Source organism: Allokutzneria albata (genome assembly GCF_900103775.1).
Lineage (GTDB): Bacteria > Actinomycetota > Actinomycetes > Mycobacteriales > Pseudonocardiaceae > Allokutzneria > Allokutzneria albata.
Window position 1 is genome coordinate 5,655,993 of record NZ_LT629701.1, and the last position, 15,844, is coordinate 5,671,836.

General features: G+C 69.3%; 16 protein-coding genes and 1 tRNA gene. 2 read left to right on the plus strand and 15 right to left on the minus strand.

Features of this window, described 5'->3' with window-relative positions; genetic code table 11:
• Positions 1 to 13 precede the first annotated feature (13 nt).
• From BLT28_RS25400 to rplJ, 11 genes are all read right to left on the minus strand, one after another.
• Positions 14 to 1,276: an MCE family protein gene (locus BLT28_RS25400; protein ID WP_030427379.1), complete on the minus strand. Its 1,263-nt coding sequence runs from the start codon at positions 1,274 to 1,276 to the stop codon at positions 14 to 16.
• Entirely contained in the window at positions 1,277 to 2,446 is a 1,170-nt protein-coding gene (locus tag BLT28_RS25405) for an MCE family protein (RefSeq protein WP_030427378.1), read from the minus strand.
• Positions 2,443 to 3,666, minus strand: a complete 1,224-nt coding sequence (locus tag BLT28_RS25410; RefSeq protein WP_043810231.1) for an MCE family protein — start codon at positions 3,664 to 3,666, stop codon at positions 2,443 to 2,445. The genes BLT28_RS25405 and BLT28_RS25410 overlap by 4 nt, the downstream gene beginning before the upstream one ends.
• Positions 3,663 to 4,646, minus strand: coding sequence for an MCE family protein (locus tag BLT28_RS25415; RefSeq protein ID WP_030427376.1), 984 nt, complete (start codon positions 4,644 to 4,646; stop codon positions 3,663 to 3,665). Before BLT28_RS25415 ends, BLT28_RS25410 begins: the two co-directional genes overlap by 4 nt.
• Positions 4,643 to 5,665: an MCE family protein gene (locus BLT28_RS25420; protein WP_030427375.1), complete on the minus strand. Its 1,023-nt coding sequence runs from the start codon at positions 5,663 to 5,665 to the stop codon at positions 4,643 to 4,645. Before BLT28_RS25420 ends, BLT28_RS25415 begins: the two co-directional genes overlap by 4 nt.
• Positions 5,662 to 7,026 carry an MCE family protein gene (locus tag BLT28_RS25425; RefSeq protein ID WP_030427374.1) on the minus strand — a complete coding sequence of 455 codons (1,365 nt, stop codon included), beginning with the start codon at positions 7,024 to 7,026 and terminating at the stop codon, positions 5,662 to 5,664. Before BLT28_RS25425 ends, BLT28_RS25420 begins: the two co-directional genes overlap by 4 nt.
• Complete coding sequence (locus BLT28_RS25430) at positions 7,023 to 7,811, minus strand: MlaE family ABC transporter permease (protein ID WP_052406952.1); 789 nt, start codon at positions 7,809 to 7,811, stop codon at positions 7,023 to 7,025. The genes BLT28_RS25425 and BLT28_RS25430 overlap by 4 nt, the downstream gene beginning before the upstream one ends.
• 49 nt (positions 7,812 to 7,860) lie before the next feature.
• The gene (locus BLT28_RS25435; protein ID WP_030427372.1) at positions 7,861 to 8,649 is read right to left on the minus strand and encodes an MlaE family ABC transporter permease; all 789 of its coding nucleotides are present in this window, start codon (positions 8,647 to 8,649) and stop codon (positions 7,861 to 7,863) included.
• The gene (locus tag BLT28_RS25440; RefSeq protein WP_081900025.1) at positions 8,646 to 9,794 is read right to left on the minus strand and encodes an ABC transporter ATP-binding protein; all 1,149 of its coding nucleotides are present in this window, start codon (positions 9,792 to 9,794) and stop codon (positions 8,646 to 8,648) included. Before BLT28_RS25440 ends, BLT28_RS25435 begins: the two co-directional genes overlap by 4 nt.
• 226 nt (positions 9,795 to 10,020) lie before the next feature.
• Positions 10,021 to 10,410, minus strand: coding sequence for a 50S ribosomal protein L7/L12 (gene rplL, locus BLT28_RS25445; protein ID WP_030427370.1), 390 nt, complete (start codon positions 10,408 to 10,410; stop codon positions 10,021 to 10,023).
• Between the two features lie 69 nt (positions 10,411 to 10,479).
• Positions 10,480 to 11,019, minus strand: coding sequence for a 50S ribosomal protein L10 (gene rplJ / locus BLT28_RS25450; RefSeq protein WP_030427369.1), 540 nt, complete (start codon positions 11,017 to 11,019; stop codon positions 10,480 to 10,482).
• A 349-nt stretch (positions 11,020 to 11,368) separates the two neighbouring features.
• Here rplJ and BLT28_RS25455 point away from each other — a divergent pair, with 349 nt between their 5' ends.
• Positions 11,369 to 11,944, plus strand: coding sequence for a hypothetical protein (locus BLT28_RS25455; RefSeq protein WP_156050521.1), 576 nt, complete (start codon positions 11,369 to 11,371; stop codon positions 11,942 to 11,944).
• 78 nt (positions 11,945 to 12,022) lie between these two features.
• On the opposite strand, the gene rplA is transcribed toward BLT28_RS25455, so the two are convergent.
• The 4 genes from rplA to BLT28_RS25475 form a co-directional block, all read right to left on the minus strand.
• Positions 12,023 to 12,739 carry a 50S ribosomal protein L1 gene (gene rplA, locus BLT28_RS25460; protein WP_030427367.1) on the minus strand — a complete coding sequence of 239 codons (717 nt, stop codon included), beginning with the start codon at positions 12,737 to 12,739 and terminating at the stop codon, positions 12,023 to 12,025.
• Positions 12,740 to 12,827: 88 nt separating this feature from the next.
• A complete protein-coding gene (nusG, locus tag BLT28_RS25465) occupies positions 12,828 to 13,628 on the minus strand; it encodes a transcription termination/antitermination protein NusG (protein ID WP_030427366.1) in 801 nt (266 codons plus the stop codon).
• A gap of 196 nt (positions 13,629 to 13,824) precedes the next feature.
• On the minus strand, positions 13,825 to 14,220 hold the full coding sequence (gene secE / locus BLT28_RS25470; RefSeq protein ID WP_030427365.1) for a preprotein translocase subunit SecE: 396 nt from the start codon (positions 14,218 to 14,220) through the stop codon (positions 13,825 to 13,827).
• A 36-nt stretch (positions 14,221 to 14,256) separates the two neighbouring features.
• Positions 14,257 to 14,329, minus strand: a tRNA-Trp gene (locus tag BLT28_RS25475).
• A 192-nt stretch (positions 14,330 to 14,521) separates the two neighbouring features.
• Here BLT28_RS25475 and BLT28_RS25480 point away from each other — a divergent pair.
• Positions 14,522 to 15,775: a pyridoxal phosphate-dependent aminotransferase gene (locus tag BLT28_RS25480; RefSeq protein WP_030427364.1), complete on the plus strand. Its 1,254-nt coding sequence runs from the start codon at positions 14,522 to 14,524 to the stop codon at positions 15,773 to 15,775.
• Positions 15,776 to 15,844 lie beyond the last annotated feature (69 nt).

Genomic DNA, 15,844 nt, shown 5'->3' on the forward strand with positions numbered 1-15,844 from the left:
GGATGATGCGGCCTCAGCCGGGCAGGCCGAACAGCTGGCCGAGACTGGACGGGCCGTTGAGCCCGACCGGCTTGAGCAGGTCGAGAAGGCTGCCGGGCTGCTGGACGACCTGCGTCGACGGCACACCGCCGGTACCGGTCCCGGGCGCGGGCGGCGGGGTCACCGGCTTGCCGCCGTAGGGCGCGTTCTGCGCACCGCGCACGGCGATCGGGCTGCCCGCCCCCTCGGCGCAGTACGCCTGGGTGTTGAGCGGGGCGGCCGAGGTTTCCCCGCCGGTTCGGCGCTTGGTCTTCTCGTAGCCCTTCACGCACGCGGGTGGGTCGAAGAAGTTCAGCGCCAGTCCGAAGTGCGCGGTGCCGTCGTTCGGCACGACGGTGAACGTGCCGCCGACCACCATCGGGTAGGTCACCAGCAGCTGCTCGATGCCGTCCTTGCGCGGCAGTGCCACGTTCGCCGTGGTGAGCAGGTTCGCGATGGTCTCCGACAGGCTCTGACCCGACTCCCTGATCAGGCCGCCGGCCTGCTGCGCAGCTCCCGGCGCCGAGGTGATCAGGTTGCGCAGGTCCGGGTCGGAGGTCTTGAGCTGGTCGGCGATCAGTCGCAGGTCGCGGCTGAAGTCGGTGATCGCGGAGCCCTTGGCGGCCTGCGTGTCCAGCACCGTGCGGCCGTCGCGGAGCAGCTGCAACGTCTGCGGCAGGTGCCGCACGGCATCACCAGTGAACGAGCGCGCGGTGTCGATGAGGCGCTGGAGGTCCTGCCCGCGCCCGTCGAAGGCGGTGCCGAGCTGGTCGACCACGGTGCGCAGCGACTCGGTCGGCACGGACGACGCGAGACTGTCGAGGTTGCTCAGCAGCGACTGCACGGGCAGCGGGGTCTTGCTCTGCTCGCGGCGGATCACCGAGCCCTCGGCGAGGAACGGTCCCTCGTCGGACTTCGGGCGCAGGTCCACGTACTGCTCGCCGACAGCCGACCGGTTGGTCACGACGGCCTCGACGTCCGTGGGGATCGGCGCGGAGGACGAGTCGATGTCCAGCTGCACCTCGACGCCGTCCGCGGTCAGCCGCAGCGGTCCGACGCGCCCGACCGCGACGCCTCGGTAGGTGACCTCGGCGTTGGTGAAGATGCCCCCCGCGTCGGCCAGTTCCATCGTCACCACGTAGCCGCGGGGGCCGAAGAGGCGGTCCAGTCCGGCGTACCGGGCGCCCGCGTAGCTGACGCCCACCAGCGCGATGAGCACGAAGCCGATGAGCTGCAACCTTGCCCTGCGGGTCAACATCTAGCGCCCACCCCCGAGGAGTCCACCGAGCAGGCCGCCGAGGATTCCGCCGGTGCCGGGCTGCTGCTGGGCCGGCGTCGGCAGCTGCAGCGGGAGCCTGGGCAGCGGGTTGGGATCGGCCTGCTGCCTGCCGCCGTCGAGCCCGGGGATCGGCAGCTGGATCAGCGGCTGCCGCGACCGGCCCAGGTTGTCCAGGATGTTGCCGAGGTCCAGGTCGAGCTTGGCGTAGAGGTTGGTGTAGTCGCCCTTCACCCCGGCCACCGCGGCGTCCGGGAACGGGAAGGTCAGCAGCAGCTCGAAGGACTTCGGCAGGTTCGTGCCCGCCTCGGCCAGCTTCTTCAACGTCGGCGTCAGCGCCTTCAGGTCGGCGATCAGGTCGTCCTTGCTGCGCTTGACCACGTCGGTGGCGACCCCGGAGAGCTTGTCCAGCCCCTTGAGCATCCCCACCAGCTGTTCGCGCTGGTCGGCCAGGACCCTGATGCCCGGCGACAGGTCCTTCAGCGCGGTCTCGATGTTGCCGCGCTGCCCGGCCAGCGTCGAGGACAGCCGGTTCACGCCGTCCAGCGCCCTGGTGATCTCGTTGCGGTGCCCGTCGAGGTCCTTCACCAGCACGTTCACGTTGGACAGCAGCGAGCGTAACTGCGACTCGTTGCCGGACATCGCGGCGTTGAGCTCCTTGGTGATGTCCTGGAGCTTCGCCACGCCGCCGCCGTTGAGCAGCATCGACAGCGCGCCGAAGACCTCTTCGACCTCGGGGTTGCGGTTGGTGCGCTCGATCGGGATCTGCGCGCCGTTGACCAGCCTGCCGGTCTCGCGGCCCTTGGGCGGCGCGGCGAGCTCGACGAACTTCTCCCCCAGCAGGCTGGACTGGCGCAGGCGGGCGTCGGCGTTCGCGGGCAGCACGACATCGCCGTTGACCGACACCGTGACCAGCGCGGTCCAGCCGTCCGGGGCGAGCTCGACGCCCTCCACTCGGCCGACCGGAACGTCGTTGACCTTCACCGCGGCCTGCGGGACCAGGTCGAGCACGTCCCGGAACTGCACCTTCACCTGGTACGGGCGGTCGCCGAGGTCGGCGCCACCGGGGAGCGGCATGTCGTAGAGCCCGCCGAACCCGCACCCGCCGAGGCTCAGCAGTGCGGCGGTGACGAGCGCGATCCGGCGCTTCATCGGCCACCTCCGGCGGGCGGCGACACGGGAACCGCCGGGGTGCCGCCGCGGGCGGACGGGGACAGCAACGGCACGGGCAGCGTCGGCGCGCGGCCCTGTTGGAGTGCCTGGATCACCTCGGCGACGCTCGGCAGCTTCACCACGCCGTTGACCACGGGGGCGAGCTTGTCGCAGGTGTCGGCGAGCACCTGCGGGAGCTGCTTGGGCGTCGTCTGCCGGACCAGCTTGCAGATCAGCACGACCGGCGGCTCGGTCAGCTCGTTGAGGTGGGCCCGCGTGTCCAGCGTTCCCGACGCTCCGTTGTAGGAGTTCTGCAGGTTGCCGAGGGCCAGCGGGCCGACGTCGAGCACCTCGGCGAGCGCGGCCCGCTGGTCGACGAGCACCTTGGTGATCCCGCTCAGTTTGTCCACATTGGACTTGATCTTGTCCCGGTTGTCCTTGATGAAGCCGTCCACCGCGGTCAGCGCCAGCGCCAGTTCCTTCAGCGACGCGCCGAGGTTCTGCCGCTCCTCGGCGAGGAACCTGCCCACGTCGGCGACCTGGTCGGTGAACCGCCGCACCTGCCCGTCGTTGCGGGCCAGCATCGAGGTGAACTTCTGCAGCCCGTCCACGGTGCCGAACAGGTCCTGGCGCGAGCCGGAGAGCGTTTCCGTTGCCGCACCGAGGTTTCTGATGGTGTCGCCGAGCTTCTTCCCGTTGCCGTCGAGGTTCTTGGCCGCGGTGTCCAGCAGGTCCGACAGCGCCCCGTCCGCGTTGGCGCCCTTGGGTCCCAACGCCGTGGTGAGCTTGTCCAGGCTGGCGTAGACCTCGTCCAGCTCGACGGGCGTCGCGGTGCGCTCGCGCGGGATCACCGCGCCGTCGGCCAGCTTGTCGCCTCCGGTGTAGGCGGGCGCGAGCTGCACGTAGCGGTCGCTGACCACGGCCGGGTTCACCACGAGCGCCTGGGCGGTTGCCGGGATGTCCACGTCGTCGCCGACCCGGAAGTCGACCTTCACCACGCGGCCCTGCGGCTCGACCTTCTCGACCTGACCCACGCGGACGCCGAGCACGCGGACGTCGCCGCCCGCGTAGATCCCGACTCCGGCGGAGAAGTACGCGGTCACGCGTTTGCCCGGCGCGCGGAGGAAGACGAACCAGACCCCGGCGGTGATGACCAGCGCCACGACGCAGAGGAAGGCGATCAGCCTGGCGAGATCGTGACTCCGTGCGGAAGTGCTCATGGGCGGCACCCCTCCGGGTTGATCGGGCCGATCGACGGCGGGAGCAGACCGCAGATGTAGGTGTCGAACCAGCGGCCGTTGCCGAGGGTGTTGGCGAAGACGCGGACGAACGGCGCCATCAGCTGGATGCTCTTGCTGAGGCTCTCCTGGTTGCGGTCGAGCATGGTGGTGACCCGCTCCAGCTGCTCCAGCGCGGGCCGCAGCTGTGCCTTGTTGTCCACCACCAGGCCCTGCAGCTCCTTGGACAGCGTGCGCGTCCCGGTCAGCAGGTTCCTGATCGCGTCGCGCCGCTTGCGGATCTCCTCGAGCAGCTTGTTGCCGTCGCCGAGCAGCTTCTCGAACTCGGCGTTGCGATCGGAGACGGTCTTGCTGAGCTGGTTGGTGTTGCGCAGCAGGGCGGCCAGCTGCTGGTCCCGGGTGGAGATCGTCCTGGACAGCGCGGACAGCCCGTCCAGCGCGCCCCTGACCTCGCCCGGGGTGTCGCGGAAGGTGTCGGAGATGACCCGGAAGCTCTTGGCGAGCTGATCGGTGTCGATCTCGGTCAGCGTGGTGGCCAGCCCGGTGAACGCCTCGGTGACGTCGTAGGGGGCGATCGTGCGCTCGCGCGGGATCACCTGGCTCGGCCGCAGTTCCTGTTCGCCCTGCGGGTCGAGCGAGAGGAACTTCTGCCCCAGCAACGTCTTGATCTTGATGGCGGCCGAGGTGCGGTCGCCGACCCAGGTGTCGCTGACCCGGAAGGACACCAGCACGTGGTCGTCCTCCAGCTCGACGCCGGTGACCTTGCCGACCTTCACCCCGGCCACCCGCACCTCGTCACCGTCGCGCAGCCCCCCGGCCTCGGAGAAGTGCGCGCGGTAGGAGGTACCGCCGCCGACGATCGGCAGGTCCTCGGCGAAGAACGCGGCCAGCAGGCCGAGCAGCAGCACCAGCAGCCCGGAGGCGCCGACGGTGACGGGGTTGCGCTCGCGGAACGGCTTCACGGGCGGCACCTCGGCTGGGTCGGCGGCAGGACCGGCACGGCGAGCTTGCCCACCACGGGCAGCGCGACCTCACCGGAGGCGCCGCACAGGAAGAAGTTGAACCACGAGCCGTAGGTCGCGGTGCGCGAGATCGTCTCCAGCTTGTTCGGCATCCGCTGCAGCACGCCCTCGACGATGTCGTTGCTGTCGGCGAGGTTCTTGGACACCTTGCCCAGCTCGGCGATGTCGTTGCGCAGCGGCGCCCGCGCGTCGGTCAGCAGCCCCGCCGTGGTGCTGGTGAGATCGGCGAGCGCGCTGACCGCGTTGCCGATCGGCTCCCGGTCCTTGGCGAGCCCGGAAACCAGCTGCTGCAAGGAGATCACCAGTCCGGACAGCTGCGCGTCGCGCTGGTTCACGGTGCCGAGCACGGTGTTGAGGTTGCCGATGACCTCGCCGATCACCTTGTCCTTGCTGGCGATCGTCGACGTCAGCGATGCCGTGTGCGCCAACAGGCTCTGCACGGTACCGCCCTCGCCTTGGAGCACCTGGATGATCTCGTAGGACAGCTTGTTCACGTCGGCCGGGTTGAGCGCCTGGAACAGCGGCTTGAAGCCGTTGAACAAGGTGGTGAGGTCCAGCGCGGGACGCGTGCGCTCCACCGGGATCGTCGTGCCCGCAGCGAGTTCTCCGGCTCCGCCCGCTCCGCGCTCCAACGCGATGTAGCGCTGCCCGACCAGGTTGCGGTACTTGATCGTCGCGGTGACCGACTCCGGCAGCTTCCGGCCGGTGGTCACGGTGAAGCGCACTTCGGCGAGCCTGCGGTCCACGACGCTGATCCCGCGGACCTCACCGACCCGGACGCCCGCGATGCGCACGTCGTCGCCCTCGTTGACCGAGGTGGCGTCGGTGAACCTCGCGCTGTACTCCGTGGCACCGCGCAGGTCCACGTTGGCGATCGTGATGGCGAGCAACCCGGTCGCGAGAACGGTGACCGTGGCGAAGATGACCAGCTTCGTCAGCGGTCCGGCGAGACCTCTCACTTCAGCGTCACCTCCGTCCCCCGGAACATCGGCCCGAGCAGGATGCTGCTCCACCCTGGCACCTGCTGCGGCGAGCGCCCCATCGACGGGGCGAGCAGCGCGGAGATGTAGCGCTGCTCCGCCGGGGAGTTCGCCAGCCCCAGCTCCTGCCCGCGCGCCGCGGTGGTCGCCGACGCCGGGATGACGTTGCCGTTCTCGTCGATCTCGCCGGTGGGCAGCAGCCCGTCACTGGCGTTGCGCGCGGCGGGCGGCGGCTTCGAACCGTCCTTCACCGGCCCCTCCGGCGGGTACTGCGGGAACGGCTCCGGTCGCGGCTGGATGTCGTAGCAGCGCGGTCCGCGCTTGTCGGCGTACTCCGGCTCGTCCTGGTTCGGCACGTACTTCCCGCGGTTGGCGGTGATCTCCAGGGTGATGTGCAGGCCGGGCTCGTTCGTGCCCTGGCCGAACGCCTTGCTCAGCCGCGGCTGCAGCTCGGCGAGGCTCTTGAGCAGGCAGGGGTACTCCGGCGCGTACTTGCCCAGCAGCTCCAGCAACGGCCTGCTGGACTTCGCGACACCGATGATGTTGTTGCGGTTGGCCGAGAGGAAACCGCCGAGATCCGCAGAAGCCGCGTTGACCGTGCCGTAGAGCGTCTGCAGGTTGTCGCGCTGCTCCACCAACGTCTTGCTGGTGACAGTGAGATCTGCCAGTGCCTGCAAGAGATCCGGCGCCGCCTTGTCGTAGACGGTGCTCACGTCGGCGAGCTTGCTGATGTCCGCCTTGAGGTCCGGCAGCGCCGGGTTCAGCTGCCGCACGAGGTCGTTCAGCTCCACAAGGGACTCGCCGAGCGCCTTTCCCCTGCCCTGCAAGGCAGTTGAGAGCGATCCGAGGGTGCTCGCGAGCTTCTGCGGCTGCACGGCCTGCAACACGGGCATGAGGTTGGACAGGACCCGCTCCAGCTCCACCGCCGAACTCGAGGTGTCCTGCGCGATCACATCCCCTGCCGCGAGGTGGTCGCCGTTCGACCGCTGAGGCGGCACCAGTGCGACGTAGCGCTCCCCGAACAGGGTCTTCGGCAGCAGGCGCGCGGTGACGCCACGCGGAATGATGTCGACCTTGTCGCGGTGCAGGGCCAACTCCAGCTCCGCGCCGTCACCCCGGCTGATCACGCGGCGCACCTCGCCGACGAGCACGCCGTGCACCTTGACGTCGGACTCGGTGAGCAACTGGTTGCCCGCCCGGTCCGTGCGCAGCGACACGAGCACGTCCGAGCTGAACGCGTTGCGGTAGATCGAGACGGTCAGCGTCAGGAACAGCGCGATGATCGCCAGCAGGGCCACTCCGAGCAGCCGCTGGCGGACCTTGCCCGCAGACGCCCTCATCCGACGATCCTCACCGTCGTGGTCGTGCCCCAGATCGCCAGGCTCAGGAAGAAGTCGAGCAGCGCGGTGGTCACGATCGCCGTCCGCACCGCCCGGCCGACCGCGACGCCGACGCCGGCGGGACCGCCGGAGGCGCGGTAGCCGTAGTAGCAGTGGGTCATGATGATCACCACGCTGAAGACCAGGACCTTCAGGAAGGACCACAGCACGTCTTCCGGTGGCAGGAAGAGGTTGAAGTAGTGGTCGTACGTGCCCGCGGACTGCCCGTAGAAGTTCACTGTGACGGTCCGCGCCGCCACGTACGAGGTGAGCAGACCGATCACGTAGAGCGGGATCACCGCGACGAAGCCGGAGATGATCCGCGTGGTGACCAGGTAGGGCAGGCTCGGGATGCCCATGACCTCCAGCGCGTCGATCTCCTCGGAGATCCGCATCGCGCCGAGCTGCGCGGTGAAACCGGAGCCGACCGTCGCGGACAGCGCGAGACCCGCGACGAGCGGCGCGATCTCCCGGGTGTTGAAGTACGCCGAGATGAAGCCGGCGAAGGCCGAGGTGCCGATCTGGTTCAGCGCCGCGTAGCCCTGGAGCCCGACGACCGTGCCGGTGAACAGGGTCAGGCCGATCATCACGCCGATGGTGCCGCCGATGACCGCGAGCGCCCCGCTGCCGAAGCTGACCTCGGCCAGCAACCGCAGCGTCTCCCTGGTGTAGCGGCGCAGCGCGCGCGGCACCCACGCCAGCGCGCGCAGGTAGAACCACATCTGGTCGCCGAGCTGGTCGAGCATGGCCAGCGGACGGTTGGCGGCCCTCCTCGCGCGATCGGAGATGGTCACGTCACATCCCCTTCGCCGGAACGAGCTGCAGGTACAGCGTGGTCAGCACGAAGTTCACGAAGAACAGCAGCAGGAACGTGATCACTACGGCCTGGTTCACCGCGTCGCCGACGCCCTTGGGCCCGCCCTTCGGGTTGAGGCCGCGGTAGGCGGCGACGATACCCGCGATGAAGCCGAACACCACGGCCTTGATCTCGCTGATCCACAGGTCCGGCAGCTGGGCGAGCGCGGAGAAGCTCGCCAGGTACGCGCCGGGTGTGCCGTCCTGCAGGATCACGTTGAAGAAGTAGCCGCCGAGCACGCCCACCACGCTGACCATGCCGTTGAGCAGCAACGCCACCAGCATCGCGGCGAGCACCCTCGGCACCACCAGGCGCTGGATCGGCGAGACGCCGAGGACCTCCATGGCGTCGATCTCGTCGCGGATCTTGCGCGAGCCCAGGTCCGCGCAGATCGCCGAGCCGCCCGCGCCCGCGATCAACAGCGCGGTCACGATCGGGCTGGCCTGCTGGATCACCGCGAGCACGCTGGCCGCTCCGGTGAACGACTGCGCGCCGAGCTGCCTGGTCAGCGATCCGAGCTGGAGCGCGATCACGGCTCCGAACGGGATGGCCACCAACGCGGTGGGCAGGATCGTGACGCTGGCGATGAACCAGCACTGCTGGATGAACTCGCGCACCTGGAACGGCCGCTTGAACACGGCCCTGCTGGTGTCCAGGCCCAGCGCGAACATCCGGCCGGTCTCCCGCAGCGCGCCTGCCCCGGGGAAGGACGGGTTCGCCTGGGTCATGTCCGTTCACCCCGCTCCCAGCCGATGTCCTGAGGAGCGTTGCGCGGGTACGGTGTCGGCCGCGAGTCGAAGGAGGTGGGCAGCGGTATCGGCTGGGTGATGGCCTGCTGCGCCTGCGCCGTGGTGGCGTAGAGGCCGAACCGGGCGCGTTCTTCGTCCGTCAGGCTGGCGATGATCGCCTCGCGGGCCGCGGGCGGCAACGTGTGCAGGATGCCCATCACCCGCTGCTTCCTGCGGTCCGCGGCCAGTCGCACCGGTAGCCCCGGCGACGGCTGGATCTGCGGCACGATGCCCGTCCCCCCGCCGCCCTTCGGGCCGCCCAGCACATCCGTCCCGCCGTTGGCCCGCAGCTCGGCGAGTTCGGCGGCCGCCTGCGCGGCGTCCTTCTCCTCGCTCATCCCGATCGGGCCCTGCCTGCGGCCGTTGAGGAACTGCTCGACGACCGGCTCCGTCGAGGTCAGCAGCACCTCGCGCGGCCCGAACATGACCAGCTCGCGGCGGAACAGCATGCCGATGTTGTCCGGAACGGTGCGCGCGGTGCCGATGTCGTGGGTGACGATCAGGAACGTCGCGTCGATCTGCGCGTTCAGGTCGACGATCAGCTGGTTGAGATAGGCGACGCGGACCGGGTCGAGCCCGGAGTCCGGCTCGTCGAACAGGATGATCTCCGGGTCCAGCACCAGGGCGCGGGCCAGTCCCGCGCGCTTGCGCATACCGCCGGAGATCTCGCCGGGCAGCTTCTTCTCGGCCCCGATGAGGCCGACCATCTCCATCTTCTCCAGCACGATCCGCCGGACCTCGGCCTCGGTCTTGCGGGTGTGCTCGCGCAGCGGGAAGGCGATGTTGTCGAAGAGGTTCATCGAGCCGAACAGCGCGCCGTCCTGGAACAGCACGCCGAAGAGCTTGCGGGTCTCGTAGAGCTTGTGCTCGGAACAGCGGCAGATGTCGATGCCGTTGATGACGACCTTGCCGCGCTCGGGCCGGAGCAGGCCGACCAAGGACTTCAGGAACACCGACTTCCCGGTGCCCGACGGCCCCAGCAGAACGCTGATCTCCCCCGGCGGGAGGTTCAGCGTGACGTCCTGCCAGATGGTCTGTTTCCCGAAGGACTTGGACAGGCCTTCGACGACCACCTCGACGCCCATCGCACCTCCTGCTCGCCACCGCCTCCCCGGTGAGGGGAAACATGAAAGCAGACGCCGAGGCGATCGGCGTCACACTCGGACAACGAGCCTGTCCCGCAGAAGTTACTGCCCAGTTCGCCGACTGGTCACGGCTGGATAACGAGCCGGGCATGACAGTGGGGCAGGCCCTGCGAACAGGACCTGCCCCACTGTGGCAGCTCTCACATGCGGCTCGGGGCCGCGGTGATCACTTGATGGAGACGGCGGCGCCGGCGGCGACCAGCTTCTCCTTGGCGGCCTCGGCGGCCTCCTTGTTGACGCCCTCGAGGATGGGCTTCGGCGCGCCCTCGACCAGCTCCTTGGCCTCCTTGAGGCCCAGGCCGGTGACGACCTCGCGGACGACCTTGATGACCTGGATCTTCTTGTCACCCGCGGAGTCGAGGATGACGTTGAACTCGGTCTGCTCCTCGGCGGCCTCGCCACCGGCAGCGGCGCCCGGGGCGACGGCGGCAACGGCGACCGGCGCGGCGGCGGTGACCTCGAACTTGTCCTCGAACGCCTTCACGAACTCGGAGAGCTCGAGCAGGGTCATCTCACCGAAAACGTCCAGCAGCTCGTCGGTGCTGAGCTTCGCCATGGTGGCGGTTTCCTTTCCTTACGTGCGCCGTTGGTGTTGCTACGCGCGGGCGCGGAATGTGGGGGTCGGTCAGCTCTCGGCAGGGGCGTCGCCGGCAGCGGCGCGCTTGTCCTGCAGGGCGGCTGCCAGGCGGGCCACCTGCGAGGCCGGGGCGGCGAACAGCCCGGCGGCCTTGGTGAGGTTGCCCTTCATCGCGCCCGCCAGCTTGGCGAGCAGGACCTCACGGGAGTCGAGGTCCGCGATCTGGTTGACCTCGTCGACGGACAAGGGACGGCCATCCATGTAGCCGCCCTTGATGACGAGGGCCTTGTTCTCCTTCGCGAAGGTACGAAGCGCCTTCGCGGCGTCCACCGGCTCACCCTTGACGAAGGCGATGGCGGTGGGGCCGACAAGAAGGTCCTCGAGCCCGTCGAAGCCCGCCTCCGAGGCGGCGCGCTTGACCAGGGTGTTCTTCGCGACGGTGTACGCCACGCCGTCGCCGAGGGCGCGCCGCAGCTCGGTGAGCTGCGCCATGGAAAGCCCTCGGTACTCGGTGACGACCGCAGCCGAGCTGCCACGGAACCTGTCCGCGATCTCGGCGACGGCCTCAACCTTTCCAGGCTTTGCCATGGTCGCCTCCTCTCTGCTTCTTCGTCTCAATCCACAGCGAAGAGCGCGGACCGGGGGGTCCACGCCGGAGCAGGCTGGGAGAAACGAAAGAAGCCCCGGCGCAAGGGCACGGGGCTAGCAGATCCGACACGCACAAGCACGTCGTAAGTCGCCTCGTCCTCCTGCGCGGGCGCCCTCCCGGGCCTTAGTCCTCGCCCGCCAGGAGGCAGGAGAGAAAACCAGCGGTCTTCGGTGGAACACGGCCAGCGTACGTCAAGCCCCCACACGCACCCAAATCGGGGTCTCCCCTGGAGTCGGCTACCGGCCGGTGCCCCGCTGCGGGCACGATGGACGGCAACAGGAGGTGACCGTGTCGCAACCGAGCCAGAAGCCCGCGCAGATCAATGCGAAGGTCAAGAGCACCGCGATCAAGGCGGGCAAGTACGTAGGGCTCAAGCTGCTCAACTACGCCATATTCCTGCTCGTGCTCGCGGGGCTGTGGTGGTACTTCTTCGGTGGCAGCGGGGGGAACTCGGGCGGCGGCGGCGGTGGGGGCGGTCAGGGCCACAAGCCGAGGCTGGACTCCGAGCCGGATTCCACGGTGCTCGTGGTCTACCAGGCCGTGGCCAGCAACAACGCCAGAGAGGCCTGCGTCTCCTTCACTCCGGAGGCGGCGGCGACCTTCGCCAGGAACATGGGCGCGGAAACCTGTGACCAGGCGATCCAGCAGCTCAACACTCAGGTCACCAACAAGGTCGCCTACAACGACACCAGCATTCCACCCAAGAAGATCATGACAAGTGGGTCGAAGTCGTCGATTAGCTCGTGCGAGATGAACGTCAACGGCGGCAAGCGCCTCGGTCTGTTCATCCTGCAGCGGCTCTCGGACGGCGGCTGGATCATCGCCGACCACGAGTCCGAGCCAGCGGACTGCATCACCGGCTGAACCAGCCGGTGCCACGACGGCGAAAAGGCGGTCACCCCCCGAGGGGATGACCGCCTTTTCGGCGTCAGTGCGCGGACGTCAGGCGGACACCTCGTCCGAGAGCAGCGCGCGGGTGCGGTTCGGGTCGACCGGGATGCCGGGGCCCATGGTGGTGCTGAAGGTGACCTTCTTGATGTAGCGGCCCTTCGCAGCGGACGGCTTGGCCCGCAGGATCTCGTCGAGCGCGGCGGCGTAGTTCTCCACCAGCTTGTCGGTGTCGAAGGAGGACTTGCCGATCACCAGGTGCAGGTTGGCCTGCTTGTCGACGCGGAAGTTGATCTTTCCGCCCTTGATCTCGGTGACGGCCTTGGTCACGTCCGGGGTGACGGTGCCGGTCTTGGGGTTCGGCATCAGGCCACGCGGGCCGAGGACACGGGCGATGCGGCCGACCTTGGCCATCTGGTCCGGGGTGGCGATGGCGGCGTCGAAGTCCAGCCAGCCGCCCTGGATGCGGGCGATCAGGTCGTCCGAACCGACGGCGTCGGCACCGGCGGCCTCGGCCTCGGCGGCCTTGTCGCCGACCGCGAAGACGATGACGCGGGCGGTCTTACCGGTGCCGTGCGGCAGGTTGACGGTGCCGCGGACCATCTGGTCGGCCTTGCGCGGGTCGACACCGAGGCGCATGGCGACCTCGACGGTGGCGTCCTGCTTGGTGGAGGCGGTCTCCTTGGCCAGCGACACGGCCTGCAGCGGCGAGTACAGCCGCTCCCGGTCGATCTTGGCCGCTGCCTCGCGGTAGGCCTTGCTGCGCTTCATGTTCTGTCCTCGTTCTGTCGGAGCAGTAGTGGTACGAGCCGCGCCGGCTCTCCCACGCTTGCGGTGTTGCCGCCCGGGAAACCCCGGGTCAGATCTTGGAGACCTGGGTGAAGGAGAGTTCGACCGGGGTCTCCCGGCCGAAGATCGACACCAGGACCTTGAGCTTCTGCGCGTCCGGGCTGACCTCGCTGATGGTGGCGGGCAGCGTCGCGAACGGGCCGTCCATGACGGTGACGGACTCGCCGACCTCGAAGTCCACCTCGATGGTGGGCTTGGCCACGCTGGCCGCGGCCTTCTTGCCCGGCTCCGCGGCGGCCTTGTCCTTCTCCACCTGCGGGGCGAGGAACTTGAAGACCTCGTCCAGGGTCAGCGGGGAGGGCTTGGAGGTCGCGCCGACGAACCCGGTGACGCCGGGGGTGTTGCGCACCGCGCTCCACGAGGCGTCGTTGAGCTCCATCCGGACCAGGATGTAACCGGGCAGCACCTTGCGCTGCACCTGCTTGCGCTGGCCGTTCTTGATCTCGGTGACCTCTTCGGTCGGCACCTCGACCTGGAAGATGAAGTCCTCCATGTCGAGGGTCCCGATCCGGGTCTCGAGGTTCGCCTTGACCTTGTTCTCGTAGCCGGCGTAGGAGTGCACGACGTACCAGTCACCGGGCGCGTGCCGCAGAGCCTCGCGCAGCTCGGCGACGGGGTCCGCGATGGGCTCGTCGATGTCCGCGTCCGCAGCCGAACCGTCGGTGTCCGCAGTGCCCGCGTCGCCGACGGAGTCGCCTTCGGAGTCGTCGCCAACCGGTTCGACGTGCTCGGAGTCACCCTCGCTGCTCGCGGCGTGCACCTGCTCGTCGGACAGGTCGGCCAGCTCCTGGCCGCCGTCGGTGGAGGTCACAGTCGGTCTCGCTTCCTCTCGTACGTCGCGGGTCCGACCGAAGGGGGTCCGACCGGCCGGCCCGGGTTCCGGGCCGGGGCGACGACATGGTCTCGTACACGCCTCGCCCGCACTGGGTTCCCTGTGCAGGTTCCCCGCAGTCCCCGCGGTGCGCCACCTGAGCGCGCCACGCGTCCGGCGACCGGAGAACCCGGCCCTAGCCGAACAGCCAGAGCACGCCCTTGCCGAAGGCCACATCCAGGCCGGCGACCAGTCCCACCATGAAGGCGACGAAGACCAGTACCACGGCGGTGTAGGTCACCAGCTGCTTGCGCGTCGGCCAGATGACCTTGCGGAGTTCTGCGACGACCTCGCGGAGGAACCGGCCGAAGCGCTTGAAGGGGTTGCCCTTCTTCTGCTCCTGGCGGTCACGGGAGGGCGTCGGCCGGTTCTTGGCGTCGCCCCCACTGGTGGAGGCACCCTCGGCCCGCTTGGCCGCACGACGCGAGGCCGGACGCGCGGAACCGCGGCGCTCACGCCGCGCCGCAGCGGTAACCGGACGGGAAGTGTCGTCAGACCCTTCCGGCCGTTCCTGCTCGCTGCGCTCACTCACGCGAACTCCTCGCTTTGCTGACCGACTGCGTCGACGCAGGGGCGACAGGACTTGAACCTGCAACCTGCGGTTTTGGAGACCGCTGCTCTGCCAATTGAGCTACGCCCCTTCGTGGTCGCCCGGTAGATCTCGACCACGTTCACGAAGCGTACTGCACCGTCCCGCGTGGCTCGCGAGCAGGTGTCGACAACGCTTCAGCACGACGAGTCTAGGGCACACCGGCCCCGGGACTCCAACCGGTTGCCCTCCCAGGAGGTGGGCGGCGTGAAAACCGCTCCCCGCGGCGTGCCACGATTCCCCCATGGCTGCCTCCGACGCACCTACCGTCACCAGCGACTCCGTCTCCCCCGCCGCCCGACGCCGCGTGTCCGCCCGAGTGGGCGGGATCGCCGAGTCGGCCACCCTCGCCGTGGACGCCAAGGCCAAGGCGCTCAAGGCCGCAGGCCGCCCCGTGATCGGCTTCGGCGCCGGTGAGCCCGATTTCCCGACGCCGGCCCCGATCGTCGAGGCCGCGGCCGCCGCCTGCGCCGAGGCGCGCAACCACCGCTACACCCCGGCGGCCGGCCTGCCCGAGCTGCGCGAGGCCGTCGCGGCGAAGACCGCCAGGGACACCGGCTACCAGGTCAAGCCCAGCCAGGTCCTGATCACCAACGGCGGCAAGCAGGCCGTCTACCAGGCCTTCGCCACGATCGTCGACCCGGGCGACGAGGTGCTGCTGCCCGCGCCGTACTGGACCACCTACCCGGAGGCGATCGGCCTCGCGGGCGGCGTCCCGGTGGAGGTCCAGTCCGACGAGACCACCGGCTACCTGGTGACCGTCGAGCAGCTGGAGGCCGCGCGCACGCCCAGGACCAAGGTGCTGCTGTTCTGCTCCCCGTCGAACCCGACCGGCGCGGTCTACTCCCGCGAGCAGGTCGAGGCGATCGGCCGCTGGGCGGTCGAGCACGGCATCTGGGTGATCACCGACGAGATCTACGAGCACCTGACCTACGACGGTGCCGAGGCCGTGTCCATGCCGGTCGTGGTGCCCGAGCTGGCCGACACCTGCATCGTGGTCAACGGCGTCGCCAAGACCTACGCGATGACCGGCTGGCGGGTGGGCTGGCTGATCGGGCCGGACGACGTGATCAAGGCGGCGTCGAACTACCAGTCGCACCTGACCTCCAACGTCTGCAACGTGGCCCAGCGGGCGGCGCTCGCCGCGGTCTCGGGCTCGCTGGACGCGGTCGCGGACATGCGCGCGGCCTTCGACCGGCGCAGGCAGACCATCGTGAAGATGCTCTCGGAGATCCCGGGTGTGAACTGCCCCACCCCGCAGGGCGCGTTCTACGTCTACCCCTCGGTGAAGGGCTTGCTGGGCAAGGAGATCCGGGGTGTGCGCGCGAACACCAGCGTCGAGCTGGCCGCGCTCGTGCTCGAGCACGCCGAGGTCGCGGTCGTGCCCGGTGAGGCGTTCGGTACCCCCGGCTACTTCCGGCTCTCCTACGCGCTCGGCGACGAGGACCTGGTGACCGGCGTGACGCGGATGGCGGAGCTGCTCCGCGAGGCCGAGTAGGCGCGCCGAAAGCCGCTCAGAACGCCGAAAGGCCGTTCCGCCCCGCTCGGGGACCGGAACGGCCTTTCG

Bases quoted from the DNA above. Each gene is read 5' to 3' on its own strand.
- BLT28_RS25425 (WP_030427374.1), bottom strand. From the start codon at position 7,026: ATGAGGGCGTCTGCGGGCAAGGTCCGCCAGCGGCTGCTCGGAGTGGCC.
- rplJ (WP_030427369.1), bottom strand. From the start codon at position 11,019: ATGGCAAAGCCTGGAAAGGTTGAGGCCGTCGCCGAGATCGCGGACAGG.
- BLT28_RS25405 (WP_030427378.1), bottom strand. From the start codon at position 2,446: ATGAAGCGCCGGATCGCGCTCGTCACCGCCGCACTGCTGAGCCTCGGC.
- BLT28_RS25440 (WP_081900025.1), bottom strand. From the start codon at position 9,794: ATGGGCGTCGAGGTGGTCGTCGAAGGCCTGTCCAAGTCCTTCGGGAAA.
- BLT28_RS25430 (WP_052406952.1), bottom strand. From the start codon at position 7,811: ATGCTCGACCAGCTCGGCGACCAGATGTGGTTCTACCTGCGCGCGCTG.
- BLT28_RS25410 (WP_043810231.1), bottom strand. From the start codon at position 3,666: ATGAGCACTTCCGCACGGAGTCACGATCTCGCCAGGCTGATCGCCTTC.
- rplA (WP_030427367.1), bottom strand. From the start codon at position 12,739: ATGAAGCGCAGCAAGGCCTACCGCGAGGCAGCGGCCAAGATCGACCGG.
- BLT28_RS25435 (WP_030427372.1), bottom strand. From the start codon at position 8,649: ATGACCCAGGCGAACCCGTCCTTCCCCGGGGCAGGCGCGCTGCGGGAG.
- BLT28_RS25480 (WP_030427364.1), top strand. From the start codon at position 14,522: ATGGCTGCCTCCGACGCACCTACCGTCACCAGCGACTCCGTCTCCCCC.
- BLT28_RS25400 (WP_030427379.1), bottom strand. From the start codon at position 1,276: ATGTTGACCCGCAGGGCAAGGTTGCAGCTCATCGGCTTCGTGCTCATC.
- rplL (WP_030427370.1), bottom strand. From the start codon at position 10,410: ATGGCGAAGCTCAGCACCGACGAGCTGCTGGACGTTTTCGGTGAGATG.